Below are 14,176 nucleotides of genomic sequence, written 5' to 3'. Positions count from 1 at the left end.
CTGTGGGCGATCAGGCGCTTGCGTCGCTCACGCTTCTTGCCCGTCGGTATGCCCGACAAGGTCACCGACGAGGACCGCCTCGGCAAGCCGTTCTCCCAGCAGGTCATGGTCTACTTCCCGACGACCAAGGACAGCCTCTACCAGCTGCGCCCCTGGTTCCACGCGCTCAAGGCACTCAACGCGACGCACCCCATCATCTGCGTCTTCAAGGACTCACGTACGGCGAACGTCGTCCGCAAGGAAGCTGAATTCGACTGCGTCACCCTGGCCAGCTACGGCCAGCTCGACGACATACTCGCGCTGAGCGGGATCAAGCTCGCGCTGTACGTCAACCACGACCCCCTCAACTTCGAGGCGCTCCGCTTCAGCTCGATGGTGCACGTCTACCTCGGACACGGCGACAGCGACAAAGGCGTATCAGTGTCCAACCAGGTCAAGGCGTACGACTTCTGCTTCCTGGCCGGTCAGGCCGCGCTCGACCGTACGCTCTCAGCCGTCATGTCGTACGACGCGGAGGCTCGCAGCGTGCTGATCGGCCAGCCGCAGCTCGACGCGGCCGAGAAGTTCGAGGGCGAGCCGTCGCCCGATGGCCGCCAGACCGTCCTCTACGCGCCGACATGGGAGGCGTCGCAGCCATCCGTGTCCTACGGATCGCTCGAGACCCATGGCGAGAGGATCATGCAGTCCCTTGTCGGCCACTACCGGGTGATCTATCGCCCACACCCGCTCAACGGCGTCATCCGTCAGTCTTATGCCGAAGCAGACAAGGTCGTACGCCTGTTGGCCGAGCGCATCGACACTGACGTTCCGCTCGAGAAGTCGTTCGCCGACGCTGACCTGCTGATCACCGACGTTTCCGCAGTGACGCTCAACTGGCTGCCGACCGGCAAGCCAATGCTGGTGACCACACCATCGGTGCCCTATCCCCCCAGCCGGCTGATGATCATCGTTCCTCAGCTGTCGGCCAAGGACGACATCGCAGCAGAGGTCGAGGAGCAGCTGACGAAGGATCCGACCAAGGCGCTGCGCAAAAAGCTCATCACGTACTACCTGGGCAATCCGAAGCCCGGCGTGGCGACCAAGAACTTCGTCAAGGCCTGCAAGGACGCGATCGAGTTGCGCGATCGCGAGTGGGCCGAGAAGCAGATCACCGGCGCCACCGGTCCCTAGCTACGCGGCGAGGTCAGAAGCGAAGGCCCCGAACGGCGTGAAGGACGGCCCAACGCTTGCGATTGATCCACAACGCCACCGCCAAGAACGATCGCTCAGCGATGGCACGAGCATCGTGGCGATCCGGCGCGAAAGCTAAATGTCGGTACAACATCGACTTCGCGCGGTTGATGACAGTGGGAGGCAACTCGACATACGGCGTGAGTCCCTGGCGATCGCGCTGCTCGAGCAGCGACTCGAGCGCCACAAGCCAGGTGTTCTCCGCCGGATCGTGAAAGTAGTTGTCCTCGAGCCATTCCGGGTCAGGGTGTCGGAAGGCGCCGTCGACGAGGTCATCAGATGTCCCCAGAAGTCCGCTGCCTTCCAGGACGACGTTGATCTGGGCACCACCCACGCCGAAGTCAGACAAGGCAAGGCAGGGGACGTCCTCGGCTATTGACTCCAAGATCGCCGTCGAACTGACAGTCACGAATCCGACGGCCCTCGATAGGTGGCGACTCATCGCCCCGCTCTCGACGACCAGGTTCACGGGCAGAACCTCGCCGGCCGCGACCAAGTCGTCCAGCAGCGACTCGTACGAGAAGTGCTCGACGTGCGTCTGTGGCTCACCGTCACGGGCTCGAACCTTGATCACGATCTTGAGATCCGGCGATGCCTTAGCAATCTCGATGAGACGGCGCACCAGCCACATACGGTCACGCCTCGACTCCGGCACCATGGCCTGCGCCGCAAAAATGATGCGGTCGCGCTTCGGTGGGCGCCCAGTGTCAGTCATCGAGTCATGGTCTTCGACGCGCGGCGCCGTCGAGATGAACGGCACCGTGGCCAACTCGTAACGATGCGGGATGCCCAATCGCGCGCTTGCCTCAGTGAACTCGCGCAGCTCGCGTCGGCTGTGGGTGATGAATACGTCAACAGCCCGCCTGAAGCCCAGCCCGTACGAAAGCACTGGCACAGCGATGCCGGCAAGACCACTCACGAGTACCGGTCGGCCCGGAACGTTCGGAATGAGCCGAACCAAGGCATCGACGGCCCAGCCCCGACACGCCGCGACCACGACATCGGGGCGCCACGTGTCCAGCACGTTCTGCATGTCGTCCAAGCCGACTCGCTCGAGAATGCGTCCCTCGAACCGGGTTCCCTCAATGGCCTCCGCAAGTTGGCGCGGACTCGGCTCAGCGTTGCCTTTCGCGACCACCAGACGCAGACCCCAGTCCTTCGGGATCTGGTGCGCCAGTGCGGCACCCCATTTGACGTAGGAATCTGAGTCCGTGACCAGAAGTACGCGTGGGAGGCCCGTCATGTCGATCCGATCGACGGCCTCACGCCTGACCGACCGGGTTCGGTCGTCGCAGACGCTTCATCTGGGCATGCTCACCAGCCATGATGCGCTTGGTTCCGTCGCCCATGGCCTGGTTGGTGATGCGGATATCGCGCACCAGGCTCATGAACCCGTGTGGCTCAAGGCTCGCGGCCTGATCAGATCCCCACATGGCGCGATCAAGGGTGATGTGTCGCTCCACGACACACGCGCCCAAGGCAACCGCGGCGATGGAGATCTGTAGCCCGCGCTCGTGGCCGGAATAGCCCACCGGAACCCGGTAGCGCGCCGACAGCACCGGGATCATGTTGAGGTTGGCTTCCTCCGCAGGCAGTGGATAGGTCGACGTCGCGTGGAGTATGACCAGCCGCTCGGTTCCGAGGATGCCGACCGCAGCGTCAATCTGCTCCATCGTGCTCATACCTGTGGAGAGAATGATCGGCTTGCCCGTCAGAGCGAGCTCACGCAGCAGCGGGAGGTCTGTCACGGATGCCGAGGCAACTTTGTGCGTCGCGACGCCCATGCTCTCCAGAAATCCGACAGAGGGGACATCCCATGGCGAGGCGAACCAGTCGACACCCTGGCGGGCGGCGTGCGCTGCGATCTCGGTGTACTGCTCACGCTCGAACTCAACGCGGTAGCGATACTCGAGATAGCTCATCTCTCCCCAGGGGGTTTCGCGCCGAGTGTCCTTCATGTCGGCGGGCGTCGAGATCGCGGGCGTACGCTTCTGGAACTTGACCGCCTGGGCGCCGGCAAGAGCCGCGACATCGATGAGCTTCTTGGCGACACCGACGTCGCCGTTGTGGTTGATGCCGATCTCGCCGATCACATATGTCGGGTGGCCGAGGCCGATGGTCTCGTTGCCGATCTGGACGTGTGCAGCCATGGTCAAGCCCTTCGTGTGGGTGATAGGTGGTTCTCGGATACAACTGATCCGGCCAGCACGCGATCAGCGAGCTCCCGAACCGCGCCGCTGCCACCAGGGCGGCGAAGAACATGAGATGAAGCGTTAATCGCCTCGGCACGGGCGTCCGCCACCGCGACGCCCCACCCGACGGCCCGCAGGCATTCGACGTCGTTGATGTCGTTGCCGAGGTAGGCGATGTCAGCGAGGTCGAGGTGGCGGCTTTCGGCCCAAGCTTGGAGAGCCGCGAGCTTGTCGTCACAGCCGGACACGACGTCGACGCCGAGCTTGGCGGCCCGCGCCGTCACAACATCATTCGTCTCGGTCGACAGGATGAGGAACGGGATACCCGCGCGACGCAGGCGAGCCACCCCCATCCCGTCAGAGCGACTCACGGATACAGATTCGACTCCGCGCTGATCGACGACCACCGAGTCGTTGGTGTGGACTCCGTCAAAGTCCGTGACGACCGCCCGAGCGGGAATGGTCACGATGGGGCTCATCGTTGCCCGTTGCTGCTCGATCAGCTCTGCACGACGCAGGTCGTGCTCGTCGTCGATCTCAAGGGCGTCGAACGGATCCACATGGATCAGACGTACATGTCCGAAGAAGCGATGACCGTGCTCGACAAATCTCTCGGTGTTCATTGCGTAGAACGCGCCCGTTTCGACGAACTCTGGACGACGATCCTGTCGGCGTTGCCTCTGTGTCATGTCGTGGTTGACGGCCTCGGCGCCCTCGGGCCCCTCACACCAAAGGTGCGTATGGCTGGAAGCGACACTGAAGGCGACATCGGCCGCACCGGACTCCACAGCTTCGACTGCGCGGGCGACATCCGTCGTGTGGATGAACGGGCTCGTCGCCTGCACGAACACGAGCACCTCCGGTCGAATGCCGTCGCCTGCAAGCTGTTCGAGCGCATGAAGCAGCGCCGACTCCGAGGAAGCCGTATCACCGGCAAGCTCTGCCGGACGCCCGACGACCATCACACCCTGCTGCCGTGCCACCGCCGCGATATCGAGGTCATCTGTCGACACGACGACCAGATCCACAGCGTCAGCAACGGAGCGGACGGCGCGCTCAATGAGCGTCTGACCACCCAGCAGGCGCAGGTTCTTGCGAGGCAGTCCCTTGGATCCGCCTCGGGCCGGAATCACAGCACACACACGGACGGTGCCACTCTCCGCGGTTCCGCGCCTCATACGATCACCCGGCTTCCCGGTGGTCGCGTCGGTCTCGCCTCATGCCAAAGACGCTAGGGTTCCCGCGCATCCAGACGGTGAACGAAACCCCGCCGCACAACAAACGTCAGCCGTCATTGAGACCCCTCGTGAGGCTTCGGGCAACGTGGCGACAGACCGTCGGCAAACCCTCGGCAAACAGTGGGCGCGCAACCACCAGTCGGGACCAATCAGCGCCAAATCGTGGATATGGTTCCGGGGTGTCCACCATGCCCACCGCCCTGCTCATCGCGTCCTTTGACTCGCAGCTCAAGTGGTGTGCCGGTATTCGTTCCGAGCTCACTTCGCACGGATTCGAATGCCGCACTGTGACACCGGACACCCGCAACGCACTGTCGCCTCAGCAAATCGCCGACGCTGGGTTTGGCTCGATCGAGAGGATGACGTGGGACGAACTCGTGACTGCTGCGCGGCACAGCGACGTCGTCGTCAGCGCCCTTGCCGGGCCTGCCACCCAGCGCCTCACGATCGATCTGAGCCGAGAGTTGGCCGACATCGGCGGCCCCGGCCCGGTGATCGTGTCCGGATGGGTCGGCATCATCATCGAGAAACTGACGGCGGGCTACCTTGACCGTTGTGGAACCGATGTCGTGGCGGTCAACTCAGCGCACGACCTGGCCAACTTCAAGGACGTCGCCGCCCGCCTCAGCATCCCTGACGACAACCTTGTCCTCGCCGGGCTACCTTTTGTTTCCAGCTCACCCCGTCCCGCACGCGACGGCCCCATTCGTACGGTCCTGTTCGCCGACCAACCCACGGTCCCCCGCTCCTTCCACGAGCGGCGACACGTCTATCAACGCCTGATCGACTATGCCCTGGTCCACCCGGATCGCGAGGTGCTCCTCAAGCCCCGACATCGCATTGGCGAAGACACCTTCCACACGATGCTGCACCACCCCGAGGACGTGCTGGCCGGAGTGCCTACCCCGCCAAACTTCCGCATCGACTACACGGCCATCAGCCAATCGCTGCCCCATGTCGACCTGCTGCTGACGCTCTCGTCGACTGCATGCCTCGAAGCGATTGATCACGGTTGTCGAGTGGCTCTCGTGCTCGACCTCGGCGTTCACGAACGACACGGCAACCATGTCTTCATGGACAGCGGGATGCTGCGAACATTCGATCAGATTGTCAACGACGAGATCGGCGTGCCGGATCCAGCCTGGGTACGAGGCTATTTCTCGGGCCGAGAGGGCAACGCCAACCAGATCATCGTCGATCGCGTCGCAAAGCTGCTGGCGGACGACGAGCGCCCGTCACGCGGCGTATGGGCCAGCCCATACTTTCGAAGTACAACTCAGCTGAGCGATGTCGAGGACTCCTACAAGCCGACGTGGCGCGCCAAGGCTTGGGGACGACGCGTTCGCAAGCACGGCGTCCTGATCGGCACAGCGTCACACTTAGCCAACCTATGGTTCCCACCGGTGCTAGTGCGTGCTGTGCAAGCCCTCCGCAGGCGCTAGCTTCCGCCACCGATGGCTGCAGGTCCGTCTTCGCGGCGGATGTCGATGATGTGCCCCGTCTGATGTGCGAGAAGGATGTCGATCGACTGACGAGCGACTTCCATCGAGCTCAGCAAGGTGCCTTCGGGCTCGTCGCCGAATGCCTTGGTGCGCATCGGCGTGCCCGTACGTTCGGGGTTGATGCAGTTGACGCGCACCTCACCCGCCCACTCGTCAGCGAGAGCTTGCGTGAGGTTGACGACAGCTGCCTTGGCCGAGCTGTAGAGCGAGTAGCCCTTGCGGCCGCGCGTGTAGGACGACGACGTGAACAGCAGCAGCGAACCGTTCGCGGCAGCCAGATGCGGATAGAACTCCTGCGCGATGAAGATCGGCGCGAGGTAGTTGATCTCAGTTGCGGCGAAGATCGTCTCTTCAGTCGTATCGGCCAGATCGCCGATCGGCAGCACGCCCGCCGTGTTGACCACGAAGTCGATCGAGTCGGTCTCCTTGAGCACGGTCTGCGCTGCTGCGGCAATGTCATCGCGGCGATCGACGTGCGTATTGGTCGTCGAGCGTGAGAACGAGTGCACCGTGGCACCGAAGCCGCGAGCGAGCTCGGCGATGTCGCCACCGATCCCATACGAGCCGCCGAACACGACCATCGTCTTGCCCTCGAGGGCTTTGCGGTATTCGTCGTCGCTGAGCTGGTCGGGCGCATCTGCCGAGTGCAGCTGGAAGAGCTTGTCGGCGATGTACACGTCGATCGGCTCGGTGACCTTCATGTTGCGCTCGTGGCCCAGCACGACCGCGATGGGCACCTCGGGCAGGTAGCGCAGCACGACAGTGCAGTCGTCGGTCGCCGTGAAGTCGGGATCCTTCCAGGCCAGCTCGTACGCCTTGCGGATCACCGAGAGGCGGAACGCCTGCGGGGTCTGACCGCGGCGGAGCAGCGAACGCTGAAGGACATCCTCGATGACGTCATGTCCGTCGGCACCTGGCTCAGGCCGTACCTGCACGATTGTGTCAGCGGACGGAATGGCGGTGTCGACGGCCTCGTGCGTGCCGAGAGCCTCGACGCAGTCGGTGATGATTGTCTGCGAGACGAGCGGGCGCACGGCGTCGTGAAAGAGGACGTTGCACTCATCGGTGCCGAGAGCCTCAAGCGCGCGGCTGGTGGAGTCGTTGCGGGTGACGCCGCCTTCGACGATCTGGGTGACCTTTGTGTAGCCTCCGGCATCCACGATCGCGCGTACGGGATCAAGGTGACCCGGAGCCATCAGCACGACGATCTCGTCGATCACGGACGATGCCTCGAACGCTGCGATGGTGTGCTCGATGATCGTCTTGCCGGCGATCTTGATGAGCTGTTTGGGGATCGAGAGGCCCACCCGCGTACCGGTGCCACCGGCAAGGATCACGGCCACATTTCGCAGTTCAGTCACCACACGAGGTTACCGGCTAGGAGGCTTGCTCAGGCACCCGGCCGGATCACGGCTTCGGTCTGCTGCGACTTCCAGACCCGGAAGCCCTCCTCGGTCGTACCGCGTCGCCAGTAGCCGGAGATCGAGGCGTCCGCACGAGGCACCTCGCGCTCGGTGAGCACGTAGGGGCGCACGCTCTTGAGCAGCGCTGATTCCCCATGCACGAATACGTGTGGACGGCCTGGTCGCCACTGCCATGCCCTCACGGCGTCATCGAGCAAAGTCGTCGTACCGGGGAGCGCGCTGCCGCGATGCAGCCAATGCACCTCGAGGTCTGCAGCGGTCGCGAGAGCGAGCTCATGGTCGGGCCCATCGACCTCGAGGAATGCGACTGCCTGCGCTCCTGGTTGAAGCGTCTCGAGTGCGGAGGTGATCGCCGGCAGAGCCGCCTCGTCTCCGACGAACAGGTGCCAATCAGCCGTCGGGTCCGGTGCGTACGCTCCGCTCGGGCCGCGCAAGTGCAGCTCGTCGCCAGGCTGTGCAGCGCTCGCCCAGGGCCCCGCGAAACCCTCGTCCCCATGAATCACGAAATCAACGGCAAGCTCGCGAGCGTCGTGATCGACCCAGCTGATCGTGTAGGTGCGCAGCACCGGCCACGCATCCTGAGGCATCGTCTCGCGCACCTCTTCAAGGTTGAGCGGCTCCGGGTAGTCGAAGCCATCGGCGAGGAAGACGAGCTTGCAGTACTTGTCGGTGAACGCCCCACCGTTGAGCGCGAGGTCGCGTTGGGCGAAGTCGTCGAAGCCATCGCCACCGAAGACCACACGGAGCAACGAGGGGGTCAACTGTTGGGTCCGGATGACGGTCATTCGCGCGGGGTGGGTCTTGCTCACGTGTGTAGCCTACTGGCGTGACCCACGGCATCGACACGACTCAATTCGACCCCGAGATCCGCGCTCAGGATGACCTGTTTCGCTACGTAAACGGTCCTTGGCTGCGCACCGAGCAGATCAAGCCCGACCGAGCCACCGCCGGCGCGTTCGTGGTGCTGGTCGATGAAGCGGAGGCCAAGGTCCGCGAGATCATCGAGACGGCTAGCAAGGCGCCTCAGGACGAGGAGCAGCGCAAGATCGGCGACCTGTACGCGAGCTTCATGGACGAGGCGCGCGCCGAGGAGCTCGGCGCCACTCCTCTGGAGCCCGAGCTCGCCCAGGTCGAGGCCATCACCGATATTGCCGGGTTCATTTCCACACTTGGAGTGCTCGATCGCCAGGGCGTCGCCAGCGTGTTCGGTATGTACATCGGTCCTGACAGCGGCAATCCGGAGCGCTACATCACGCACCTCAACCAGGGCGGAATCGGACTCCCGGACGAGTCCTACTACCGCGAGGACGCCACGGCCGACATCCGTACGGCCTACGTCGGCCATGTCACCACGATTCTCGGTCTCGCCGGACTCAGCGATGCGGTCGACCGTGCTGCGCGGATCATGGACCTCGAGACCAGGTTGGCGAGCCATCACTGGGATCGCGTCGCCTGCCGTGACGCCCAAAAGACGTACAACCTGGTCAGTCGGGTCGATCTCCAGGCGCTGGCGCCGACCTTCGACTGGGCTTCCTGGTCTGCTGGCGCGAAAGTCCCGGACCCGGTGATTGCCGAAGTCGTCATCGGCCAGCCGTCATTCCTCGAGGGCCTCGAGACTCTTCTCGTCGAGAGTGAGCTCGAGTCATGGAAGGACTGGCTCCGCTGGCAAGTCGTCCGCAGCGGATCCCCCTACCTCTCGTCGGCGTTCGTCAACGCCAACTTCGAGTTCTACGGCCGGACCCTCAGCGGCACCGATGAGCTGCGACCGCGCTGGAAGCGTGGCGTCGGCTTCGTCGAAGGCGCCATGGGTGAGGCCGTTGGACGCATCTACGTACGTACCGAGTTCCCGCCTGCTTCGAAGGAACGGATGACCGAGCTGATCGACAACCTCATCGAGGCCTACCGCTCCAGCATCACAGCGCTGCCATGGATGAGTGACGAGACCAAGAAGCGGGCTCACGACAAGCTCAACTCGTTCGACCCCAAGATCGGTCACCCGGAGAACTTCCGTGACTACGCAGCGCTGGAGACCGCGCCGGACGATCTGCTGGGCAACGCCCGCCGTGCTCTCGCCGTCGCTACGGACAGGGAGCTGGCCAAGATCGGATCCCCGATCGACCGCGACGAGTGGTACATGACGCCGCAGACCGTCAACGCCTACTACAACCCCACGATGAACGAGATCGTCTTCCCTGCCGCAATCCTGCAGCCGCCCTTCTTCCACGCCGAAGCCGACGATGCGGTCAACTACGGGGCCATCGGCGCGGTCATCGGCCATGAGATCGGTCACGGTTTCGATGACCAGGGCTCGCACTACGACGGCACCGGCGCACTCAACAACTGGTGGACCGACGAGGACCGTGCCGCGTTCGAGCAGCTCACGTCCGCCCTGATCGCCCAGTACGACGCCCTCTCACCCGAGGGTGCCGAGGGCAAGAACGTCAACGGCTCTCTGACGATCGGCGAGAACATCGGCGACCTTGGCGGCCTCGGTATCGCCTACAAGGCGTTCAAGATCGCCCAGTCTGACGGACCGGACGAATCGATCGATGGCTACACGCCCGACCAGCGATTCTTCATCTCGTGGGCACAGGCCTGGCAGTCCAAGGTTCGCCCGGCGGAGACCGTACGCCGCCTCACTGTCGATCCCCACTCGCCGCCAGAGTTCCGTTGCAACCAGGTCGTACGCAACATCGATGCGTTCTACGACGCCTTCGGTGTCACGGCCGGCGACGCCGCGTGGCTCGAGCCTGAGGACCGCGTAGTCATCTGGTGAGTCGCGGCGCTTGCTCCGCGGGACGGAGAGCAACCGCTAAGTTGCTCTCGTGAGTGATCCAACGACCGTCGACCCCGCGCAGAAGCGCATCGTCTCCGTGCTGTCTGCTGTGCAAGTCATCGGCGGAATCGGCAACGGGGCCGGCCTCGCCGTCGGCGCCCTCCTAGTCAAGGATGTCAGCGGCTCATCCGGGTGGTCCGGCATGGCTGTCGTGATGCTCACGCTCGGTGCTGCGGCGTTCACGATCCCGATGGCGTCGATCGCCGCTCGTAAGGGCCGGCGGCCCGCCCTTTCCCTCGGCTGGCTCTGTGGTGCCAGCGGAGCAGCAGTGACCGTCCTCGGCGCCCAGGCGGACTCATTGGCGATCGTGCTGCTCGGGCTCGTGCTGTTCGGCGCCAGCACAGCGGCCAACCTGCAGTCCCGATTTGCGGCCGTCGACCGCGCTGAACCTGGTCAGATTGGCCGGGCCCTCTCGTTGGTCGTGTGGTCGACGACGGTCGGCGCTGTCATCGGTCCAAACCTCACCGGCCCCGGCGCTGCCGTGGCCGACCAGGTCGGCATACCTGACCTCGCCGGGCCGATGCTGTTCTCGGCGGTCGGGTTCGCCATCTCGGGCCTCATGACCTTCGTACTGCTACGGCCGGATCCGCTGATCCGAGCCGCCGACGCCGGCCCCGCGGCACGAGGCGTACGCGCCGCACTCCCCCACGTACGCGGGCGCGCGCTCACGGCAATCCTGGCGATTGCCGCATCCCATGCCGTGATGGTGTCAGTCATGGCGCTGACTCCGGTGCACATGCAGGACCACGGTTCATCGCTCAACATCATCGGCCTGACGATCAGCCTCCACATCGCCGGAATGTTCGCCCTATCGCCCCTGATGGGGTGGCTGAGCGATCGCTGGGGCGCCGAGCGCACGATCCTGCTCGGTCAGTCGATCCTGCTGCTCGCGACATTCGTCGCTGGGACCTCAGGGCACTCCGAGAGCCAGATCATGGTCGGCCTGACGCTACTCGGCGTCGGCTGGTCTGCCTCGGTCATCGCGGGCGCCGCGATGCTCAGCGCGTCGCTGGAAGTGCCCATACGTCCGCTCGTGCAGGGCTTCTCAGACCTGTCGATGAACCTCGCAGGAGCGTTCGGAGGCCTATTGGCCGGCGTCGTGGTCGCCACGAGTGGCTTCGGCACCCTCAACGCAGCCGCAGCCGTGCTGACGGTCCCTGTCATCGCCCTGGTGCTCTCCGGGCGCAGAGTCGCCGCACGGATCGGCTAGACACGCCCTAGCGGCGGAAGATGGTGAAACGGATCCAGTCTGTGACTGGGTAGACCGTACGGTGCAGTACCGCGTCGATGGCGTCGGCCACGCCGCCGAAACGCAATGAGAGCCAGTCGCCAATCGGACCGAACCGGTCGCGCATCCACTCATCAATCCGCTCAAACGCTTCGTCTGAAGCAAAGAGGCACGTCACCGAGATCACAGCTGCTGACGACCACGGTGCGGCAAAGAGCACGGCGAAGATGATGTTGACCGTGATGGCCAGCGTGAGCACGATCCGGCGCGAGCTGGGATTGAGCAGAAGCGGCGCAAAGAAGAGCTGAACGAACAGCACGGTGTAGGTGATGACCGCGAGCACAATCGTGCTCGAGCTCAACAGGTCTGACAGCCACGGGAACGGGCGGTACTCGGGCAGCTGCATCGTGTAATAGAGCGCGGTGCCGTGCTGCCACGACGTCTGGGCGATCTTGTCGAGGCCAGCTGCTGAGTAGACGAGGATCGTCTGGACAGCCAACGCGACCAAAGCAAGGTTGTGCAGACTCGTCGACAGCCACGTCGGCAGGGCGTCGTCACTGACGCTGCTGCGCTCGCGGCGAGATCGTCGTCGAGCGTCGAGCGACCAACGGTCGGCGGTTCGCATCAGGAGCAGCCACAGAAGCGTCAGCCGGACCAGGTTGTCCCCCTCACCGCCGACGACGGGGTTCTGCCCGACGATCGCAATGAAGCCGACGAAGGTGACAACGTTCGCTGCTTTCGTCCGCCAGCCGAGAATGAATGCCAACGCGGCAAGCATTGTCACGACGTATGCCACGGTCAGGATGTCGGAGCTGACGTCCTTCAGAACCGCCAGCTCCGGGAAACGGCTGATGGCACGCGCGGGCTCGGCCCAGATGGATGCCTGGCCGACCCAGAGGTCGCGTGTCGTGAAGTTTGCGGCCAGCAAGCCCAGCACAGCTGCGCCAGTGCCGATGCGACACGCTGCAGCTCCGTACAGGGCGTGCTTCTCCTGCATGACCCAGTTCTCGACACGCTCGCGCGCCACAGCCACCGAGTCGATCTGGTTCCACATGAAGTCGCGGACCATGTCAGCCCCTCACGTACTTGTCGAAGGGAGTCTGCGCTTCAACCGAGCCACGGAAGCGTGGTCGCCACCCAAAGCTGAACCACAGGTAGTCGACATCTTCGATTTTGGTGTCGTTTCGCTTCGAGAACTCGGGGACGCTTCGTCGGCCGACCTTGAACTGCAGCTGAACGATGGTGCCCTCCCATTTCGAGGTTGCATACAGAGACGCGAACTGCGTTGCCATCTGGTCGTAAGCCATGTAGTTCTGCACGACCGCCGGATTGTCGCCCGCCTTGTTGAGTGCGGCTGCGCGGGCAGACGTCGAGTCGCTCGCCTTGGACTCACGCACGATCTTCCTTTGTTCAGGTTCGAGGGCGAACATCGACCGATTGAGGTTGGTCGCCAGTCGCCGCGCGATCAGGTGTACGCGAGCGGGGTTGGGGTTGAACCGCACGTCGCGCACATCCTCCTGGGTCAAGTCCACCCAATCGGTGGGTTTCGCCTTCGCTTTCCCGTCCTTGACGAGCACCCGAACCAGAAAGGACTCGTCGACGAACTGAACGCTCGGATCGACCGTGTCGACGTCCTGCTGGAAGTACGGATCGACGTACGACGCCAGGTTGCGAGAACCGACGAGATCGCGGATTGGGCTGGACGGTGCCAACCAGAGCATCAGCAGTGCCGAGTGGATCGCCACGAGAAGTGCCAGTCCGGTGACCAATCGCCGTTGCCACGGACGCACGGGTTCGTGGACGTCGGGCATGGGCTCCATCCTAGGGCGTAGACGCACGGCTGCCGGTGACCCCTAAGGGCCACCGGCAGCCGTGTCAGGCGTTGCTATCAGATCTGAAGGCGACGCTTTTCGTTCAGCAGGACAGTTGCACCGAAGAGCAGCAGTCCGAGACCCAGCATCCAGAACGGAAGCAGGTTGGGCGATCCCGTTGCCGGGAGCGTCGTGGTCACGTCAGCGTCAGCCTGGCTGTCAGCATCGGCCGCAGCGTCAGCGTCGGCATCGGCATCGACATCGGCATCGACATCAACGTCAACATCCTGGTCGACATCAACGTCAACATCCTGGTCGACATCCTGGTCGGCCGGAGCGTCCTCGTCTGCTGCGGCAGCAACAGAGTTGGGGCCACAGTGGACACGCGCGAGGTTGAGCGTGTTGGCTTCGCCGAGCACCTCAAGGCTGAGGCCGGTGACATCGATCTCATCAGCTGCAGGCGAGACGGGCGTCTGCACGTTGACAGTTCCCGACACGATCGGCTCGATGAGCTCGCCGATCGGGTTGAGGAGAGGCTCCTCGAGAGCGTCGACCAGCTCACCGATGATGGTGTCCCTGACACCTGCAAGCAGGAGGTCAGCGGCGTCGAGCAGGGTGCCGATTCCCGGGATGCCGGTCGTCGTGTCGATGATGCCCTGCACGAGGTCAGTGGCGATCTGCTGCGCAGCGTTGTTCGCGGCATCAGAGGTGATCA

12 protein-coding genes are annotated in these 14,176 nt (G+C 64.0%); 4 read left to right on the top strand and 8 right to left on the bottom strand.

Annotation, left to right across the window (positions count from 1 at the left end):
• Positions 1–48: 48 nt before the first annotated feature.
• Positions 49–1,170: a CDP-glycerol glycerophosphotransferase family protein gene (locus V6M39_RS11150; protein WP_332643889.1), complete on the top strand. Its 1,122-nt coding sequence runs from the start codon at positions 49–51 to the stop codon at positions 1,168–1,170.
• Positions 1,171–1,183: 13 nt separating this feature from the next.
• On the opposite strand, the gene V6M39_RS11145 is transcribed toward V6M39_RS11150, so the two are convergent.
• The 3 genes from V6M39_RS11145 to V6M39_RS11135 are packed head-to-tail and all read right to left on the bottom strand — an operon-like array spanning position 1,184 to position 4,600.
• A complete protein-coding gene (locus V6M39_RS11145) occupies positions 1,184–2,473 on the bottom strand; it encodes a DUF6716 putative glycosyltransferase (RefSeq protein WP_332643888.1) in 1,290 nt (429 codons plus the stop codon).
• A gap of 19 nt (positions 2,474–2,492) precedes the next feature.
• The gene (locus V6M39_RS11140; protein ID WP_332643887.1) at positions 2,493–3,380 is read right to left on the bottom strand and encodes an N-acetylneuraminate synthase family protein; all 888 of its coding nucleotides are present in this window, start codon (positions 3,378–3,380) and stop codon (positions 2,493–2,495) included.
• A 2-nt stretch (positions 3,381–3,382) separates the two neighbouring features.
• Complete coding sequence (locus V6M39_RS11135; protein WP_332643886.1) at positions 3,383–4,600, bottom strand: acylneuraminate cytidylyltransferase; 1,218 nt, start codon at positions 4,598–4,600, stop codon at positions 3,383–3,385.
• Between the two features lie 248 nt (positions 4,601–4,848).
• Here V6M39_RS11135 and V6M39_RS11130 point away from each other — a divergent pair, with 248 nt between their 5' ends.
• A complete protein-coding gene (locus tag V6M39_RS11130) occupies positions 4,849–6,102 on the top strand; it encodes a DUF6716 putative glycosyltransferase (RefSeq protein ID WP_332643907.1) in 1,254 nt (417 codons plus the stop codon).
• Here the strand turns inward: V6M39_RS11130 and V6M39_RS11125 are convergent.
• Entirely contained in the window at positions 6,099–7,523 is a 1,425-nt protein-coding gene (locus V6M39_RS11125) for a bifunctional cytidylyltransferase/SDR family oxidoreductase (RefSeq protein ID WP_332643885.1), read from the bottom strand. The two genes, V6M39_RS11130 and V6M39_RS11125, sit on opposite strands and share 4 nt — an antisense overlap.
• 29 nt (positions 7,524–7,552) lie before the next feature.
• Positions 7,553–8,395, bottom strand: a complete 843-nt coding sequence (locus tag V6M39_RS11120) for a siderophore-interacting protein (RefSeq protein ID WP_332643884.1) — start codon at positions 8,393–8,395, stop codon at positions 7,553–7,555.
• Positions 8,396–8,412: 17 nt separating this feature from the next.
• Here V6M39_RS11120 and V6M39_RS11115 point away from each other — a divergent pair, with 17 nt between their 5' ends.
• Both V6M39_RS11115 and V6M39_RS11110 read left to right on the top strand, forming a co-directional pair.
• Complete coding sequence (locus tag V6M39_RS11115; protein ID WP_332643883.1) at positions 8,413–10,362, top strand: M13 family metallopeptidase; 1,950 nt, start codon at positions 8,413–8,415, stop codon at positions 10,360–10,362.
• A 49-nt stretch (positions 10,363–10,411) separates the two neighbouring features.
• Entirely contained in the window at positions 10,412–11,632 is a 1,221-nt protein-coding gene (locus tag V6M39_RS11110) for an MFS transporter (protein WP_332643882.1), read from the top strand.
• A 7-nt stretch (positions 11,633–11,639) separates the two neighbouring features.
• Here V6M39_RS11110 and V6M39_RS11105 read toward each other — a convergent pair whose 3' ends face one another.
• The 3 genes from V6M39_RS11105 to V6M39_RS11095 all read right to left on the bottom strand — a co-directional run.
• Positions 11,640–12,719: an HTTM domain-containing protein gene (locus tag V6M39_RS11105; protein WP_332643881.1), complete on the bottom strand. Its 1,080-nt coding sequence runs from the start codon at positions 12,717–12,719 to the stop codon at positions 11,640–11,642.
• 1 nt (position 12,720) lies between these two features.
• Entirely contained in the window at positions 12,721–13,461 is a 741-nt protein-coding gene (locus V6M39_RS11100; protein ID WP_332643880.1) for a DUF5819 family protein, read from the bottom strand.
• A 77-nt stretch (positions 13,462–13,538) separates the two neighbouring features.
• On the bottom strand, positions 13,539–14,176 hold a 638-nt coding region (locus tag V6M39_RS11095), incomplete at its 5' end, for a hypothetical protein (RefSeq protein WP_332643879.1).

It is taken from the genome of Aeromicrobium sp. (genome assembly GCF_036675695.1).
Taxonomy (GTDB): Bacteria; Actinomycetota; Actinomycetes; order Propionibacteriales; family Nocardioidaceae; genus Aeromicrobium.
This window is presented reverse-complemented; position numbering and strand designations above follow the sequence as displayed.